The sequence below is a fragment of the Desulforhabdus sp. TSK genome, assembly GCF_022836495.1.
In the GTDB taxonomy this organism is placed as follows: Bacteria; Desulfobacterota; Syntrophobacteria; order Syntrophobacterales; family Syntrophobacteraceae; genus Desulforhabdus.
This window is the reverse complement of record NZ_BQXM01000032.1, coordinates 13,497-31,339: the sequence shown is the minus strand read 5'-3', so window position 1 is coordinate 31,339 and position 17,843 is coordinate 13,497. Positions and strand designations below refer to the sequence as shown.

Sequence of the window (17,843 nt, the reverse complement as noted above, 5' to 3'; positions counted from 1 at the left end):
ACGAAAAAACTTTGGTCAAGGCGTCACGGGATCTTCGGGGAGGCTGACCCACCCCGCCAGTTTTTGCAGCAGCTCGGAGCGCCCCTGTTGTGTAGCGGATGAAAAGAGAATGATTTCTGCGGCGGGAATCCCCAGGCTGAGGGAAACCTGTTTGATATGGAAATTCCATTGGCTCTTCGTGAGCTTGTCGGCTTTTGTCAGGACCGGGATCACGGGAATCCGTTTGTCATGGAGCCATTGGAAGACGTTCAAATCGTCGGGAGTCGGTGGGTGCCTGGCATCGAGGATCTGCACGACCCCCTTCAGGGTTTGGCGCCTGGTGAGATACGTCTCGATCATCACCCCCCACTGTGCGCGGACTTTCATGGGTGCCCTGGCAAAGCCATAGCCGGGAAGGTCCACCAAGTGGAACGTGCCGTTGATGAGGAAGAAATTGAGCAATTGGGTCTGGCCGGGCGTGCGGCTCGTTCGGACCAGTTTCTTGCGCTGGACCAGGCAATTGATCAAAGATGATTTCCCCACATTGGATCGCCCTGCGAAAGCGACTTCGGGAAAATGGCCCGAAGGGTAGCTTTCGGGCCGAACGGCCGATTTGATAAACTCGGCCGACCTGATGATGAGAGGAGAATCCATAGGCCTCTTTCAGTGGGCTCGAGTGGCCAGATAACGCTCCAGGCGGTTGAGTCCTTCAGCAATGTTGGCCGTGGAGTTGGCGTAGCTGAAGCGGATATAGCCTTCTCCTTGAGGGCCGAAATCGATGCCGGGAGTGATGCCGACCCCGGCTTTTTCAAGGACTTCGAAGGCAAACGCATAGGAGTCATTCGTAAAACGTCGTGCGTTGGCAAAGACATAGAAGGCTCCAGTCGGTTCCACCGTAATTCCAAAGCCGATCTCCCTCAATCGCTGGATCATGAACCGGCGCCGTTTGTCATAGCGTTCGCACATTTTCCGCACATCCTGCTGGACCGTCGGGTCCGTCAGCGCCGTCAAAGCCCCGGCTTGTGCCATGGAATTGGCGGAAATGAAGAAATTCTGAAGCATCTTCTGCATGGGCCGGATCATCTCGCGCGGAACAATCAGGTACCCCAGGCGCCATCCCGTCATGGCGTAGAGCTTCGAAAAGCCGTTGAAGACAATGCAGCGGTCTGTGAATTCCAGCATGGAGCGAGCTCGCCCTTCGTACACAAGGCCGTGGTAGATTTCATCGCTCAGCACCCACTTCCCAAGCTCGGCGATTTGGGCCATGCGCTCAGGCTCCAGGAGATTTCCCGTGGGGTTGGCCGGCGAATTCACCAGGATGGCTTTGGTTTGGGGCGATAGCGCCGCTCGTATGGCTTCGGGCCGATATTGAAACGCGTCTTCCTCGTAGACGGGAACGGTTTTGGGGATCCCTTCCAGGAAGCGGATGAAGTTGGGGTAGCAGGCATAGTGCGGATCGGAGAGAATGACTTCTTCCCCGCAGTTGAGGATCGTGCTGAGAGCCACCAGAAAAGCCGGGGAGGTGCCCGAGGTGATGAGCACCTGTTCTGGATCAAGGGTGCCGATGCCGTACGTTGCGGCGTAGTGGTCGCAGATGGCTTCGCGAAGCTGAGGGGTTCCCAGGCTGTGGGTGTAGTGTGTTTCCCCGCGCTCCATGGCCTCGATGGCAGCTCTCTTTATGGCTTCCGGGGTGTCGAAGTCGGGCTCCCCCACTTCCAGGTGGATCACGGACTGTCCCGCCCGTTCCATCTCCTGGGCTCGTTCCAGGACGTCCATGACAATGAACGATTTCATTTCTTCAAGTCTTCGGCAAATCACTTTCTTTCGAGCCTTTCTTAGCTTGTTCCTGGATGTTTCCGCACGCCCGACGAAAAATCTTCGCTTATCCAAGACTCCTGCCGGTGGGAAGCGGTGAAGGGTGCAGAATGTACCGCGCTGTCAGTAAAAGCCGTGGAGTTGGGTGGGAGGAGTGAGAAGTGCCGGGTTATTTGCCGGCGGATACCTTCAGGATGATAGGCTTGAGATCCGTGACACCCTGAATCCCCTCGAGCATGGCTTCGGCTTTGGCGGCGTCGTCCACAGGTTTGAGTTGAAGAACGAAGAGGGATTCGGAGCTCTTGGAGTCGACCTCCTTCACCACGACATCAAAACCCTTGGCTTCCAGCTTCTTCTTGGCCTCTTCCATATTTTTCTTGCTTCGGTATGACGCCACCTGGACAATGTAAGCCCACTGCTTTCCTTCATGGGAGCTTGGCTGCGGCCGAGGACGGGCTTCCTGGGGCGCTTCCGGCAAACTGGGCCGGGCTGCAGGCTGTTCCTGCTCCGCTGGAAGCTTTTCCGACTCCACGGCCTGCACCTGCGGGCGCTTCAGCTCTTGATCGCCCACGGGCTGAAAATGACTCGATTTCCTGGACGGCGCTCTTTCGGGAGTTTTTGGGGATGAGCCCGCCCCCCCGCTCTGCATTCTTGCGAGATACTTTCTCGCTTCGTCGGCCATGGGTGAATAGGGTTCCAGCTTGACGACGCGGTTGAGAGAATATTGAGCCGGCTCCCATTCGCCCGCATTGTAACTGAGGACTCCATAGCGAAAATGGGCTTCGGTCATTTCCGGGGAATATTGAATGGCTTTCCCATAAGCCCGCCGCGCGTCATCCTCCCGGCCCAATTCTTCCGTGTTCTGGCCGATTCGAAAGTAGGCAATGCCGTAGGCCGGTTGGAGCCGCACCGCTTCTTCGTACTGCTTCAGGGCCTCTTCGCGATTTCCCTTCTTTTCGTAGACCAGCCCCAGATTGAAGAGCGCCAGGTGCGGCGAGGAATAGAAGGGGTTGGAAAGGGCTTTCTCAAAAGCCTCCTGCGCGGAGTCCAACTGGTTTTGTCGGGCATAGTGGCGCCCCAGGGCGTTGTAGGCATCTGAATAATCGGGCTTCAGTGTCAGTGCATTCTGGAGATGGACAAGGGCTTCGGAGGCCATTCCCCTTTGGTCGTAGGCGAGGCCAAGGTCGTACTGGATGACTGGATCGTTGGGGCGCTTGGCTTCGGCCTGAGTCAGCAGCGTGAGCGCCTGCCCATAGTCCCCAGCCGCCAGGTAGCTTTCACCCATCTTCCTCAGCTGGTCGGCGGTAAGGCTGGGTTGTCCCTTCATACCGGCACAGCCTGCACACGCCAGTATCAGCATGCACCAGAAAAAGCGATGACACTTCACCGCGGACATTAGATCACCTTATTGAGTGAATATTCGATGATGCCTTGAGCGCCCCTCTTGATGAGCTGAGGGATGAGCTCTCTCACAACACGCTTGGACACGATGGTCTCCACCGAAAGCCAATCGCTCTGGTACAGATGCGCGATGGTGGGTGCATTGAGGCTCGGCAAAAGCTCGATGACCTGGTTCAGATGCTCTTCGGGAACGTTCATCTTGAGTCCCACGAGCTCTTCCGCCCGGAGGGCCGACTGCAGGAGCATGGAAATCTGCTCGATCTTTTCGCGCTTCCAGGGATCCTCCCAGCTCTGCTTATTGGCGATGAGCTGTGTGTTGGACTGCATCAGCTCCTTGGCGATGCGAAGGCCATTGGCGCGCATGGTTGCCCCGGTTTCCGTCACCTCCACAATGGCATCGCACAGTCCGGCGATGACCTTGGCTTCGGTGGCCCCCCACGAGAATTCTACGTGGACATCAACCCCCTCGGCAGCAAAATAGCGCCGCGTGAAGTTGACGAGCTCCGTGGCGATTTTTTTCCCCTTGAGGTCTTTCAATTCCTGGACGGGCGAGTCGATGGGGACGGCGAGAACCCATCTTGCCGGCCGCTGGCTCACCTTGGAATAAACGAGGTCGGCCACGACGAGCACATCGGAATCGTTTTCCATGATCCAGTCGCGCCCGGTGAGGCCCACATCGAACGTGCCGTTTTCTACATAACGGGACATTTCCTGTGCCCGACAGATGGAGCAGCTGATGTCCGTATCGTTGATTTCAGGGAAGTAATTTCTATCTGAAAGGGAAATGCGCCATCCGGATTGACGGAAGAGTCGGATTGTGGACTCCTGAAGGCTTCCCTTGGGAATGCCCAAGACGAGTTGATTCACTTCTTGTAAACCTCCTTTGGATCAAATACAGGTTGACCGACGGTTTCAAGCCGGCCATCGCGATACCGCCGGTAGAAACAACTTTGATAGCCCGTGTGGCAGGCTGCGCCGCCGATCTGCTCCACTTTGAGCAGAATCGTATCGAGATCGCAGTCCAGGTAGATTTCTTTGACTCTTTGCACATGGCCGGATTCCTCGCCCTTGAGCCACAGCTTGCGGCGAGATCGGCTCCAGTAGTGGGCTTTTCCCGTTTCGACGGTCTTTTCCCATGCAAGCTCGTTCATATAAGCCAGCATCAGCACGGTGCCGTCATCGGCATTTTGGGCAATGGCAGGAAGCAGGTCACCGTGCTTACTAAAATCAGGTTTCAATGTCAACTCTCCTCTTCTCGCATAAACGTCTGTAACAGGTAGATAAATGCATACAGTGGATATCCATGGGGCAGTGGGCACTCTTCAATCACGGCGTCAGAGGGCATTCCCATGTTGCGCCGCCAGCTGACCGCAGGCCGCCCCAATGTCGGCTCCCCGGCTTTGCCTGATGATGGCGGTCATTTGAGCCTTCTGCAGAATCTCCTGGAATTCCAGGATGCGCTCTTCGGGCGGCCTCCGGTAGGGCGAACCGGGGTGAGGATTGAACGGGATGAGATTGACCTTGGCACGCACCCCCTGCAGCAGCTTGATCATGCCCCTGGCGTGTCGGGGATGATCATTCACTCCCTCCATGAGGATATACTCGAAGGTGATGCGCTTCCTGGGGGCGACCGGGTATTCCCTGCATGCCGTCATGAGCTGGGGGAGGGGATAGGTCCGGTTGATGGGCATGAGCTCGCTGCGGAGGGCATCCTCCGGGGCGTGCAGGCTGATGGCCAGATTGACCGGACTTTCCTTCCCCAGCCGGTAGAGCTGGGGCACCAGGCCGGAAGTGGAGAGGGTGATGCGGCGGTGGGAGAAATCCAGTCCGCTGGGATCCGTAAGAATTTGGATGGCGCGCAGTACCGCATCGTAGTTGGCCAAAGGTTCTCCCATCCCCATGAAAACAAGGTTCGTGATGCGCTTGGAAGACTCCAGATCCTCCTGGACCCTGCAGATCTGGTCCACGATTTCCGCTGTATGGAGGTTCCGCCTGAAGCCGAGTGATCCGGTGAGGCAGAACGTGCATCCCAGCGCGCATCCCACCTGGCTGGAGACGCACAGGGTGTATCGTGGCGGGTCCGGTATGAGGACGGATTCGATGGCCTGCCCGTCGTGGAGGCCGAAAAGGTACTTCCTGGTGCCGTCGGCGGCTTCCTGCTTTTCCTTCAACTCCAGGGCATGAAGCTCCGTCCCGAATTGCAGCTGAGTCCGAAACATTTTGCTCAGATCGCTGCATTCATCCCAGGAAGACACTCGGCGCCCATAAATCTGCTTGAAGAGCTGCCGGGCGCGAAAAGGACGTTCCCCGATGCTCTCCACCCAGCCTTCCAGCTCGGGTAGACTGTAATTTTGGATAAAAACACGCTGGCTGTTCAAAAACGTTAGGCCTTCCTGACCAGGTATTGATCGTGTGTCCGATCCTGTAAAAAAATCTGGTGATAAATTTTGGCGTCGGCGGAATCATACCACTGATAGCCCATTTCCTGGCATGCCTTGCAGGCTTTTCGAGGGATGTGCACGGCGAAAATATGGTAGCCCGTATCGGTTTCGGAATCAATGGAAAGCACCCCGCCGCAGTCACCGCAGACGCGGAGGTTTTCCTTCTGTGTTTCGAGGATGTTGTCCGTGTCGTAAAAAATCGAGCGCCCACGGGGTACAAAGGGTTTGCCCGCAAGGTATTTCTCACGGGTCTCGGGTCCCTTCCGCCAGCAGTCCAGCACTTCCTCCACCACCCGCTCGATCTCGCGTCCCGTTTCGCGGGACTGGCGAATTTTTTCAGGCTGGTAATCGGGTTCCCTGACCCTGCTGAAATCCATCTCCGCCAGGGCCATGATGATTCCCACATTGATGTAGGGAAGGGCCGTTTCGATGGAATACCCGCCCTCCAGCACCGCGATGTCGGGCTTGAGGCGCCGCGTCAGCTCCGCATAACCCTGGGCCGAAAAATTCATGTTGGTGATGGGGTCTGTATAATGGTTGTCCTGCCCTGCTGAATTGACAATGAGCTGAGGCTTGAAATCTTCCAGGATGGGAAGGATGGCGTGGTCCAGTGCGTAAAGGAACCCCTCCTCCGAGGTGTTTGGGGGCAGGGGGATGTTGATGGTGGTTCCTGCGGCAGTCGCTCCTCCCATTTCATAGCAGAATCCTGTTCCCGGATACAGGGTTCTCCCGTCCTGATGCAGGGAAATGAAAAGCGTATTGGGATCGTGCCAGTAAATGTCCTGAGTGCCGTCTCCATGGTGGCAGTCCGTATCCACGATGGCCACCCGGTCGATATTGTAGGTTTCCCGGAGATATTCGATCATGATGGCTTCGATGTTGATATTACAGAAGCCTCGGGAGCCGTGGACGACCCGCATGGCGTGATGTCCTGGAGGACGCACGAGGGCAAAGCCTCTTTTCACCCGCTTCTCCATGACTTCAATTCCGATGGTTTTGGCTCCGCCCGCACTGATGAGATGGGATTCCGTCAGAACGCTCCATTCGTCGGGGGCACAAAAATGAACTCTCCGAATATCCTGGATCGTAGCCATATCGGGCTTGTATTCCACAATCCCGTCAATATCGAGGAGTCCCTCCTCAAAAACCTGGTCCTGAGTGTAGAGCAAACGTTCTTCGCGTTCAGGGTGGGTCGGGTCGATAGCCCAATCGAACGCAGGAAAGAAGACGAGACCTGTCTTGGATACGGTTTTTAGCATGGTGTTGCTCCTCTTAGCGCTCCCCATTGAACCCTGTCCACTTCCCGGACGACTCTCTGGTGTACGTGTGGGAGTATCAGTTTGCGCCGGGGAGAGGGCAGAAATTGAACAGCCTCTCTGCAATATCACGGAATTCGGGGATGAGTCCGGGCTTGATCTGGACCTTGATGCGGATGTTTTTGCCTGTCGTGTAGAAGTCTCTCACCATGTTGAACTGTAGATCCTCCAGGACCTCCATTTCCAGCTCCGACTCCGACGCACCTTCCTGCAGGCATTTGTCCTTCAACAGCTTAAATGCTAGATCCACGGCCTTTTGCCGGTCGAAGTCCTTCTTCACCTGCTGGTAGTACTGTTCTTCGGGTGCGATGGCAATGCCTCGCTCCGTGTCGGCAAAAAGGGTCAATTCACAGGTGTTCTTGGCCATACCCGTCCCCAGTGCATTGGCCACATTCCACTGTGGGACCACGTGGACCTGGAACTCCGTCATGGCCGCCAGCCGAAAGGCGAAGTAAGGCGCGGGTCCTCCCAGGACCAATATTTCCTTCGGCTTGACCTGGTACCCCTCCAGCAGCTCCTGCACCGTGTAAACGGGTTTGCTGTTGATGTCGTCGATCATTCTGGCCGCTGCCTCGAGGATCATATTGCAGGCCTGATCAAAGATGCGATTGGCCGTATCTTCCAAGGACATGCCGAGCTGCTCCGCCAGGGGCTGAATGCCGCGCCGCGCCGCCTCCACGTCGCCGTTGGAGGCTTTTCCCAGGACAAAAAGTGCGTCGGTGGGGGTGGGGAAGGGGCCTCCATAGGCCATGGCCCGTCCCTGGCGGTCCGGGCCGATCTTCAGCTTTCCGTCCACGATGCGGACGGTGCTGTCGCCGCCCAGGCCGATGGAATAGGTTTTTAGAGAACGGATGAGTGTCTTGTACCCTCCCACCTCGCTCCCCACGGGATCCAGGAGGGGAACACGACGGATGAGAACCGCCATATCGGTGGTGGTCCCCCCGATATCCAGCACGAGGGTTTCGTCCGTCTCCGAGGAGAACGGCAGAGATCCCATGACGCTGGCTGCCGGACCCGAGAGGATCGTCTGCCCCGGGGAATTCAGGGAGGCCTCGAGACTCATGGTCCCGCCGTCCGCTTTGAGGATGAAAATGGGGATGTTCAATCCCTTTTTCTGCAGAGAATCCTGTACGGCCTGAAAGAATTTTTTATGTACGGGGTAGACGGAGGCATTGAGATAGGTCGTCGCGATGCGGCGGGGGAAGCTCAGGTTGCCCGAGAGGCGATGTCCCAGGACGATGTTTTCAAAATCGTTCCCCAGTATGTCCCGGATGACGATCTCGTGTTTGGGATTGCGCACGGAAAACTTGCTCACCACTCCCACGTGGCGAACCCCTTCGGACTTGAGGAGTGCAGCGATGGCCTCGATTTCCATCGGGTCGACGGGTTGAATCTCCCGTCCCCGGTGATTGATGGAGCCCGAAACGGAAAAGTAGTGCCTGCCGGTGCGGAAGCATTCCGGATCGATGCCCGGGCCGCCGGAAACGATCATCGCCGCCTCCACCATCTTTTGCTCCGCTATGGCATTGGTTGTCAGAGTCGTGCTCAGTACTGCACGGCGGATGCTCTCCGGCGGAACGTCGCGCGTGACCTCCTCTAAAGCAGTCCAGACGCTCTCAAAAAGATTGGAAGGATTTGTGGGGACTTTGCTCTGACGAAGAATGCAATCTTCTCCGATGAGAACCACGTCAGTGTGAGTGCCGCCTACATCAAGCCCTATTATCATGATTTTCCCCTAAATTCTTCAGATAGATCTCTGTGGCCCATCCAGGATTTTTCCATGACTCGGTCCTATAGCAATGGCGTGCTCCGATACAATGTGGATCTATTTCCGGCGTCTTTCATCCTTCTGCCCGAAAAATGCTAACGGAAAGGTGTGTGCCTGTCAATGTAACTGTTCATGAAACTGAAAGATTCTTACTTTTTCTTCCCGATGGAAGGCATGGAAAAGGCAGCAGAAACAAGCCTCTATCAGAGCAGTCCGAGACAACACTACAATTTTGTCCACAAATGGAGACTCGGACTGAGTCTGACACGAAAATGTAACATTTTGAGCCGAAGCGCCTTTCCCATGCTCCTGAAAATGCGCTCCATACCTTGCGTTTCTCGGCGCAATGAAATGATCCGGGTGAGAGGCATATTTCTTGCTGCCAATTCAGCGTATTATGGAAACGAAAATTTGCGAGCTCGAATTGAAAGTCCTCTATGAGATCAGTCGCCTCATCGGACAAGTCCTGAACCTGGATCAGGCCCTGGAAACCATCCTGGGAATCCTCTCGGAATCCCTCTCCATGAAACGGGCCACGGTGACCTTGAAAGATGATGAAACCGGGCATCTCATCATATGTGCTTCACACGGGCTGAGTCCTACGGAAAAAAAGCGTGGCGTTTACCGACAGGATGAGGGGGTTACCGGCCTGATCTTTCAAACGGCCGAGCCCTTCGTTGTGCCCGACATCAGCCGCGAGCCCCTGTTTCTCAACAAGACCCGGTCCCGCCGCATTGAAAAGGACCGCATCTCCTTTCTGGGAGTGCCCATCAAGCTGCAGGCTGCTCCCATCGGGGTGCTGAGTGTGGACCGGCTCTTCGGCGATGAAGTGTCTTTCGAGGAAGACATTCGCTTCCTTTCCATTGTTGCTACCCTGGTCGCCCAGTTTGTCAGCATCAATCGCCAGGTCAAGGCCCGCGAGGAGTCCCTGCGAAAGGAGAACATTTCCCTCCGGGCGGAGCTGTCCGAGCGTTACGGTCATTTCTTCATGGTGGCCAGGAGCCGGAGTATGGCAGGGGTTCAGGAAATGATCAAAAAGGTCGCTCCCAGCAAAGCTTCCGTCTTGCTCCTGGGGGAGTCCGGCACGGGAAAAACGCTCATCGCCCGCATCATCCATGAGCTCAGCAACCGGGCCAAGCTCCCGTTTGTCAAAGTGAACTGCACTTCCCTCCCCGAAAATCTGTTGGAGTCCGAGCTCTTTGGATATGAAAAAGGCGCTTTCACCGGGGCGTCCAGGGCAAAGATCGGACGCATCGAGGAAGCCGTGGGCGGAACGATTTTTCTGGACGAAATCGGTGAGCTCTCCCTGGCGCTCCAGGCCAAGCTCTTGAGATTTCTGCAGGAACGTGAGTTCGAACGGCTGGGCGGCACCAGGACCATCAAGGTGGACGCTCGCATCATCGCGGCCACCAACCGGGACCTTTCCAAGGCAGTGACTGAAGGTTTGTTTCGCGAGGATCTCTACTACAGGCTGAATGTTTTCCCCATTCAGGTGCCACCATTGCGGGAGCGGGCGGAGGATATTCCCTTTCTCCTGGAGCATTTCATCGAGAAAATTTCCCGGGAATATGGGCGGAGGTTCCGGATTACGCCCCAGGCCATGGAGGTCCTGACCCTCTACGACTGGCCGGGCAACGTTCGCGAAATGGAAAACCTCATCGAGCGCCTGGCGATCCTCGTGGACGGCAATGAGATGGACCTCAGGGACTTTCCCCCCCACATGCATTCGCGTGAAAGGCTTTCCCCCCTGGAAGGTTCGGATTCCCTGTCACGTCTGGAAGAGATGGAGAAAAAGGAAGTTGTCGCTGCGCTGGAGCGGAACAGGTGGATCCAGTCTCGGGCGGCCAGGGAGCTTGGACTCACGCTGCGGCAGATGGGGTACCGCATCAAAAAATTCGGCCTGGATGATCTCCTCGACAAACGCCGCCGGCGAAGCGCGGGTATGAGGGAGAGACAGTGAATCGTCCTCGTGCTCTTCTCCGCCTCGAGTATCTCTTTCCTGCCGAGCCCTGAAGGGGGTTCAGTGTCGTGGAAGGTGGATGCGCTCGGCGTCTCCCTTCAATTGAGGAAAACGTCTCGATAAAAATCGAACTGCTCCGTAACGGCGCCGGCGCCCCGGATGACGGCACGGAGAGGATCTTCGGATTTTTGGACATTCAGCCCCGTCGCCTGGTGGACGAGGAGTCTCAGCCCCTTGAGTAAAGCGCCCCCACCCGCCAGCCAGATCCCGTTTTCCGCCACATCGGAGGCCAGGTCCGGGGATGCTTTCTCCAGGACGCGTCGCACGCCTTCCACAATGGCCAGGGTGGGCTCCTTGATGGCCTCACGAATGTCGGAATCCGTGATGGTGACTACCTTCGGCATGCTGCTCGCCAGATCTTTGCCCCGCAGCTTCACCTCCAGGGGCTTCTTGAGGGGTACGGCGGCGCCGATCTTTATTTTGATGATTTCAGCCATGGATTCGCTGATGTTCAGGCGGTGCTGCCGGCGGATATGATTGCAGATGGCTTCATTGGCTTCATCGCCCGCTACGCGCAGGGATTCGCTGCAGGACACGGCAAAACCGGAAATGATGGCGACTTCGGTTGTACCTCCGCCGATGTCGACGACCATCTGTCCCATGGGTTTGTCTATGGGAAGACCGCTGCCGATGGCTGCGGCCATGGGCTCCTCGATGAGGTAGACCTTCCCGGCGCCGGCCATTTCCGACGCTTCCATGACAGCTCTTTTTTCCACGGAAGTGATGCCGGCAGGCACTGCAATGACCAGTTTGGGACGAGAGAGGGGGACTCGCTTGAAAACCTTGCCCAGGAAAGTCCGAATCATGTGGGCTGCCGTTTCGAAGTCGTGAATGACGCCGTCTTTGAGAGGTCTCACACTCATGGTGTTCTTGCCGTGTCGGCCCGAAAGATTCTTTGCCTCTTTTCCCACAGCGACGACTCTTTGCGTTTCCTTGTCCACGCAAACCATTGAAGGCTCGTCTAGAACGACTCCCTTCCCCCTCACATAGATCAAGGTATTTGCCGTCCCAAGGTCCATCGCCATGTCTTTGGATAAAAAGTCAAACATTCGCCCGATCATTTACGTTTTCCCTTCAAATGGGGCTGGTTATTGCGAGGCTGCTTCCAAGGAGCACAATGGTCATGCGCCCATGTATATAGCAACATTTACGCCGGTGTGCAAATTGTTCATCAGACAAAATTCCCAAGGACTGTCCGGCACCTGCCAAACAAGATTCCGTTCAGAAATTCCGTCAAAGAGAAGCAAAGCGTTTTTCTCCTTGCTCCGCGTAGCTTTTCGGTTGACAAATGCGAGCGCTCTCACCATAGACTTAGGGCAACACATCTTGCAGTACAGGCCCTTCCCCGGTCGAGGGCGAGAAGAGCATCGCACCGTGAGCTCTTTTTATCTTTAGGGGGAATTCTGCCGAATTACGGGGTGGCTTCAGGACGAAGGTTTCAGGGCGGTGCTCATAGTAAATCGTATTCGACCCCTTGTTTTATCCGTGGTGTGCGAGCAAAGCTCCATTTGAAAGGATTCCGGGTATGCGGACAAAAACGGCTGTGGTCTGGGTGGCGTGGCTTCTTTTGACAGTGTTGATTCCAGGGTTGGCAATCGCGGCCCCATTTTCCGTTAACAGCCGCTCCGCTATTCTCATTGATACCCGTGATAATCGAGTGCTCTATGAAAAAAACGCCGATACCCTCATAGCCCCCGCCTCCATCACCAAAGTCCTCTCTCTCTATCTCATCTTTGAAGCCATTCGGGACGGACGCGCCCGACTGTGGGATAACGTGAATGTAAGCTGCCGTGCGGCGAGCACTGGAGGGTCGCGCATGGGACTTCGTGCGGGAGACCAGGTTCCCCTGGAGGAAATCATCAAGGGAATGGCAGTGGTGTCGGGAAATGATGCCTGCGTTGCTGCGGCTGAGCATTTTTCGGGCAGCGTGGAACAGTTTGTGAGGGAAATGAACATCAAGGCAAGAATGCTGGGCATGCGCAACACCGTCTTCATGACACCCAACGGACTCCCCGCCAAGGGACAGCTGACAACGGCCCGGGATATCTCCCGGCTCTCCCTGGCCTATCTGCATCGTTTCCCCGAATCGCTGAACATTCATTCCATGTGCACGTATACTTACCGCACTGAAACCCACCGCAACGCCAACAGGCTCCTGGGGAAATGCCCCGGCGTCGATGGGCTGAAAACCGGCTTCGTCTGCGCCTCGGGTTACAATCTCGCTGCGACGGCCAAAAGAGGTGATGTGCGGCTTCTCGCTGTCGTCATGGGAGCCCCTTCAGCCGGCACGCGTGCCTCCGAAACCGAAAAGCTCCTGGAGTATGGTTTTCAGTTGGTGGGCGGCGGCCTTCCCGGCATCATGGAGGTTCAGGATACAGGCAATGCGGGTCGGGTGAAAATCGCTTCGGACGCGGGCATCCTCGAAACAGGCCGGTCTTGCGAGGTGGAAGCAAAACCGAAAATCATCAAGGCCATCAAGCCCGTCGAAGAGGTCCCCCAGCCGCGGACCACTCCGAAATACGCGAGAAAGAAAGCGCCCAAAAAGGAAATCGTGAAAATACAAAAGGCTGGGGCCGGCAAGCAGGTCGCTTCCCGTTCCAGGAATGTCGCTGCAAAGCAAAGCTCTCCTCGGACCAAAATGGCCCGGGCAGTTCCTGCAAAGTCAGAAAAGGTCGCCAAGGTCGCCCAAGCTGCAAAAGCCCCAGTCGAGCCCTCCAGGAAGCTTGCAACGACAAATCCTAGCCCGGCCGGTAAGGTCAAGACCGCTTCCTCAACACCTTCCATTGCTCCCAAGGCTGTCGCCGCTCCCAAGGCTCAGCCTACGGCCCAAACCACAAAGGACAAGAAAGGCCGGAGGGGATAGGGGACTTCCCCCTGTTGATTTCGCTGTCCGGCGTGTCTTCGATATTCAACGGCTGTGTTTGGTAAGCGCTGCGATATTGCACAAGAGGCAATAAATCGGCATCCATCACTTGGGGTAGGGTGTATTTTATGCACCATCCGTACTGCGGAACTGCTTGTGCCACAATGGTGCGTAAAACGCACCCTACACTTTATTACAAATGACGGAGGACAGCAGGCTGGATATCCATTTCTTCCGCGGCGTCTTAAAGGTGAAATACTTCTTTATGGCGTAGAGTCAAGGCTTCCAGGCGCTTCTTGCTGTCACGCAGATCCGCAAGGGCCTGGTTGTGGTATTCGGGAGTTTCTTCCGTCATCTTGGGGATCAATCCTTCGTAGTAGGCAAGCCCTTCCACCAGATTGTCTCTGAATTCTCCGAAATACTTGATCCTTTGGTCATTGGCCGCTGGCAGTGAGTCATTGATCTCCCGTTCCAGATAATCAATGTACATGTCCAGCTCGGCGATGAACATGTTGGGGCGATGCGCTCCATCGAGCAGGCTCGTGCGGCCGTAAATGTGATCCACCATCTCTTCGAGAGTATAGGTTCTGGAAAAATAGGCGAGATTCGGGCCCGGGCATATAGCGGGAGTGCTGGGCAGGTCTCCGGGCTCATTGAGCTGATGCAGCAGCATGGCGGCCCCTGCCAGGTCGTTGCACAAGCAGGCTTTGGCGAGGATGTTTTCACTGGCTTCCTGGAGCGATGCCGCATCCATCTTCTCTCCGGCCAACTGCTGCAATTTTTGTTTTTGATAAAGGCTGGAAGCCGTGCAGATGGGGTTCGTCGTGAATTCCGTGTTGGAGACGAGGTGCCCCTTGATGCAGGGACTGCCCGGACGTCCCTCACGGATCTTTTTCAGTTTGGATTCTTCACTCGCGGAATTTCTCAAGTTGTTGAAGGGAATCCCCAGGGGGGAGACATTGCTGAGAACCAGGTCTTCCGACGAGGCATGGCAGAGCTTTTTCAGGGTTTCGTGATCGACTGTAGTGGCTTCAGGTACGAGCAGGAAAGGGGTTCCCCAACCCGTTCCGTCGACATTGTAGTAAGTGAGCAAAAAATCATTTTCATGTGCGGTGCCGATGCCGCCTTGAGCCGTAATGCGCACGGGATGAGGGGCGTCGAACGTTTTCTTTCCCTTCTGCTTGCGGGCCTTATTGTATAGGTCAAAGAGCGTTGAGACGAGCTCGCTCTTTTTCTGTTTGAACTCTTCCAGGCTGGGTCCCATGAGATTTCCACCGTGGCCGAAAGCGTGTCCGCCGCAATTCAGCCCGGACTCCAGGCGGTATTCCGAGACCCACAGCCCTTTCTTGGCGAAGAATTTTCCCTGGGTCAGGGCCGAGCGGTAATCATTGACCTTGACGACGATCTTCTTCTTGATGAACTGGTTCTCGTCTGCGTGAAAATCTTCGAAGTTTTCGGCATAACTGTACAAACGTCCATTGAACCCTGCGGAGAATATGATGGACGAATGGAGCCTGCTGTTGGCGTATCCTCGCAGTGCAGCCAGAGCATCCGTGAATTCCCCGGGAAGCGGCTCTCCGTTGGAATCGAAATTGGTGCGATCCAGTTTCGTCATGATGTTGACGTCAATGCTTCCGGGCCGGATCTTCTCTCTCAACTCCTCCTGGACTCTTTGCTTCTCGGCCGAGTTGCTCATGGCAAGCATGCGGTTATAAGCCTGCTTCAACGGCGATGAGTCAGCCAGGAGCTCGAAATACCTGGTGATTTCACTGCCGATCTCGAAAGCGGATGCCTTGAGTTTTTCAAATTGATCTTTGACGATGCGGTCCAGGAGATTGAGGTATGCAGTGATCCGATTGGCTCTGGCATCCGGATCCGCTTTATGGATCGGAATGAATTCTTCGCCCATCATTTTGCAGTAGAACTTTCGCATCCTCTCGATGAGCGTATCGTCAACACAGGAAAGAACCGAGGAAATCCCGTATTTCGCTATTTTTGCCGGTGACTCAATGGTGAATGCCGTTCCCATGACAGGGATATGGAATGAATGAATGAGGTCTGCCATCATCTTCCTTCTCTAGAACCTTGAATGCATGTCTATGGGATCAAAAATTGTCCGTAACCCATTGTTTCTGCAATAACTCTCCTTTCGTCTCCCCACCCGTTCATGGAGTGGTGGGTGAATCGACGGATTGATCTCATGACTAAAGGCACAACCTTACACCGCAGGGTGCAAAAAGCCAAGCAAACTGTGAAATAAATCTTTATAAATCCGCGTTCCCCGCAGTGGAAATCCTCTATCCCTTCAGGAAAGTTTGGCAGTCCGACACTGCAGGATTTTTTTCAATGCGTCACGATCCTCTCGTGAAAAGAACACGGACCCAGGAAACGTGAGAGGCGGCTTGCGCGTGTATTGTTCCAGAAATTTGCAAAATGCTGCGACGGAAGGAGCGGATGAAGAAGTGTCAACATCCTCCCCCGGCATCTCCAGCGCGGCTTCCTGCAAGGGTGCCTCAGCCGGTTCTTCAGGGACGCGCAACGGTATCGTCTCCACCTCCCCGGAGGGTGCGACGGGGAGTGGGGCTGCCGCCACCGCCGCCTCGGGTTGAGGTGCGGGGAGTGCAGACGGAGGACGGTCCGGTTCTGAGGCGATGGCATGGTACCGCTTCATCATTCCGGATGAGTTTTCCGCATCGCCGTTCCTTTCGGCTGCGGCAGCCAGGATTTTGTAAAGCACGGCATTTTTTTCAAAATCTTTCCGGGCGTCCTGAAGGATGCTCTCTCCCTCTTCGAGCTCCCCCGATTCCCATAGGGACCAACCCAGCAGCACTCGCCCTGCCAGGTTTTGCGGGTGAAAAGTCAGTCCCCGGCGGCACACGGAGATGGCCTCCGCCCATGCTTTTTGGGAACAGAGCGCTTCTGCCAGGGTGACGAAAATCTGGGAAGAGGGATCGAGCTGCAGGAGCTCCCGGTACCTGTCGACTGTATCCATGGTTTGCGGCGGGGCAGGTGGAGGGCATTCCGCCTTCTCCCGGAAAGAATCCAGGGGAGAGAGCAGCCCCTTCACGTCGGCAGAAAAGGGAGCCTCGAAGCCATTGGCCTCCATGCTGTCGCGGAGACCTGCCATGGAAGCTCCGAGAGCTGCGGCAGCATGCTCCTGCCAAGGGTCGCCCATCTCGGTCCTGAAGAATTCCTGAAAACGCGTGCCGGCCGCAGCCAGGTCTTCCATGCCCAACATGGCGGCTGTGCTGGAAAATTCCAGCAGGCTCCGCCAGACGGATCCCGCTCTCCTGTCCTGGATTCCTTTGAGGGTCAAATCCAAAACATCGATGAGCGCTGCCCAGTCTTCCCGCATCACGGGATCACTCATGCCGATCTCCTTGATCATCTGATCTTCTTCAAACACTGGAGGCCTGGAATCAAAAACCTGCGAAAGGATTTAAAGGAATCTGCGGTTCAGGGTCAAGGAATAAAATACCCCGGAATGAACTTCCAGAATCTCATCCCGCCTGGAAAACGGCACAATGGCATTGATGCAGTGCTTCGAAGTCGATCATTCGGGTTGTGCAAGCGTTTGGCGCAGTTGTGTGGCGAGGTTGTGGGCCTTCCTCAGGGGCTCAGGGAGGCGATAGCGCCCCACGCAGCCTTCGATGATCTTTCGCGAGCTCTCCAGGTCCGCCAGATGTCCGGGTGAGATATAGACAGGCTTGACTCCCTCACGGGAGCAATAGACATATCCCACCGTTTCTTCCGCAAGGAGCAGGGGCATGTAGTTTCCCCGTCGGAGGTCCAATGGGGCATGAGTTCCGCACAATCGCGTCTTGGCGCATCCCACTGTCGGGATGTCTAAAAACAGGCCCAGGTGGGAGGCCAGGCCGAGCCTGCGGGGGTGCGCGATGCCCTGGCCGTCGCACAGGAGCACATCGGGTGGGCGCTGCAACTGGTGATGGGCAGCCAGCAACGATGGAACCTCCCGGAAGGAGAGCAGCCCCGGGATATAGGGGAAAGGGATGGGGGCGATGACATGCGCGGTTTCCAGTGGCTCCAGCCCGGGCCACCGGAAAGTGAGCATCACCGCCACAAGGCGGTTTTTCCTGGGGATGTAGCCGATGTCAGCCGCTCCCAGAACCTCAAAATGTTCGGGGAGCGGCTGCAACCGGACTCGCTGAGCGAGCTCACGCTGGAGTGCTATGGCTTCCTTGGGCGATAGGTCCCAGCGGTGAAGGTGGGGCATGCGCTT

General features: G+C 56.0%; 14 protein-coding genes. 2 read left to right on the top strand and 12 right to left on the bottom strand.

Features of this window, described 5'->3' with window-relative positions; all coding sequences use genetic code 11:
* Positions 1-15: 15 nt before the first annotated feature.
* From yihA to MWC30_RS16610, 8 genes are all read right to left on the bottom strand, one after another.
* Positions 16-633, bottom strand: a complete 618-nt coding sequence (gene yihA, locus MWC30_RS16645) for a ribosome biogenesis GTP-binding protein YihA/YsxC (RefSeq protein ID WP_244085328.1) — start codon at positions 631-633, stop codon at positions 16-18.
* A gap of 9 nt (positions 634-642) precedes the next feature.
* Complete coding sequence (locus MWC30_RS16640; RefSeq protein ID WP_244085327.1) at positions 643-1,773, bottom strand: pyridoxal phosphate-dependent aminotransferase; 1,131 nt, start codon at positions 1,771-1,773, stop codon at positions 643-645.
* Between the two features lie 190 nt (positions 1,774-1,963).
* A complete protein-coding gene (locus MWC30_RS16635) occupies positions 1,964-3,190 on the bottom strand; it encodes a tetratricopeptide repeat protein (protein WP_244085326.1) in 1,227 nt (408 codons plus the stop codon).
* A complete protein-coding gene (gene hisG, locus MWC30_RS16630) occupies positions 3,190-4,062 on the bottom strand; it encodes an ATP phosphoribosyltransferase (RefSeq protein ID WP_244085325.1) in 873 nt (290 codons plus the stop codon). The genes MWC30_RS16635 and hisG overlap by 1 nt, the downstream gene beginning before the upstream one ends.
* Positions 4,059-4,433, bottom strand: a complete 375-nt coding sequence (hisI, locus tag MWC30_RS16625; protein ID WP_244085324.1) for a phosphoribosyl-AMP cyclohydrolase — start codon at positions 4,431-4,433, stop codon at positions 4,059-4,061. The genes hisG and hisI overlap by 4 nt, the downstream gene beginning before the upstream one ends.
* A 96-nt stretch (positions 4,434-4,529) precedes the next feature.
* On the bottom strand, positions 4,530-5,573 hold the full coding sequence (gene rlmN, locus MWC30_RS16620; RefSeq protein ID WP_244085323.1) for a 23S rRNA (adenine(2503)-C(2))-methyltransferase RlmN: 1,044 nt from the start codon (positions 5,571-5,573) through the stop codon (positions 4,530-4,532).
* Between the two features lie 5 nt (positions 5,574-5,578).
* Positions 5,579-6,895, bottom strand: a complete 1,317-nt coding sequence (locus MWC30_RS16615) for a histone deacetylase (RefSeq protein ID WP_244085322.1) — start codon at positions 6,893-6,895, stop codon at positions 5,579-5,581.
* 76 nt (positions 6,896-6,971) lie between these two features.
* The gene (locus tag MWC30_RS16610) at positions 6,972-8,678 is read right to left on the bottom strand and encodes a hydantoinase/oxoprolinase family protein (protein WP_244085321.1); all 1,707 of its coding nucleotides are present in this window, start codon (positions 8,676-8,678) and stop codon (positions 6,972-6,974) included.
* 439 nt (positions 8,679-9,117) lie between these two features.
* Here MWC30_RS16610 and MWC30_RS16605 point away from each other — a divergent pair, with 439 nt between their 5' ends.
* Complete coding sequence (locus MWC30_RS16605; protein ID WP_244085320.1) at positions 9,118-10,680, top strand: sigma 54-interacting transcriptional regulator; 1,563 nt, start codon at positions 9,118-9,120, stop codon at positions 10,678-10,680.
* A gap of 98 nt (positions 10,681-10,778) precedes the next feature.
* On the opposite strand, the gene MWC30_RS16600 is transcribed toward MWC30_RS16605, so the two are convergent.
* Complete coding sequence (locus MWC30_RS16600) at positions 10,779-11,801, bottom strand: rod shape-determining protein (protein ID WP_244085319.1); 1,023 nt, start codon at positions 11,799-11,801, stop codon at positions 10,779-10,781.
* A 464-nt stretch (positions 11,802-12,265) separates the two neighbouring features.
* On the opposite strand from MWC30_RS16600, the gene MWC30_RS16595 reads away from it, so the two are divergent.
* Entirely contained in the window at positions 12,266-13,603 is a 1,338-nt protein-coding gene (locus MWC30_RS16595) for a D-alanyl-D-alanine carboxypeptidase family protein (RefSeq protein WP_244085318.1), read from the top strand.
* Between the two features lie 244 nt (positions 13,604-13,847).
* Here MWC30_RS16595 and MWC30_RS16590 read toward each other — a convergent pair whose 3' ends face one another.
* The 3 genes from MWC30_RS16590 to nfi form a co-directional block, all read right to left on the bottom strand.
* Positions 13,848-15,668: a hypothetical protein gene (locus tag MWC30_RS16590; RefSeq protein ID WP_244085317.1), complete on the bottom strand. Its 1,821-nt coding sequence runs from the start codon at positions 15,666-15,668 to the stop codon at positions 13,848-13,850.
* 240 nt (positions 15,669-15,908) lie between these two features.
* Positions 15,909-16,973, bottom strand: coding sequence for a M48 family metallopeptidase (locus MWC30_RS16585; RefSeq protein WP_244085316.1), 1,065 nt, complete (start codon positions 16,971-16,973; stop codon positions 15,909-15,911).
* Positions 16,974-17,156: 183 nt separating this feature from the next.
* The gene (gene nfi / locus MWC30_RS16580; RefSeq protein WP_244085315.1) at positions 17,157-17,837 is read right to left on the bottom strand and encodes a deoxyribonuclease V; all 681 of its coding nucleotides are present in this window, start codon (positions 17,835-17,837) and stop codon (positions 17,157-17,159) included.
* Between the last annotated feature and the right edge of the window lie 6 nt (positions 17,838-17,843).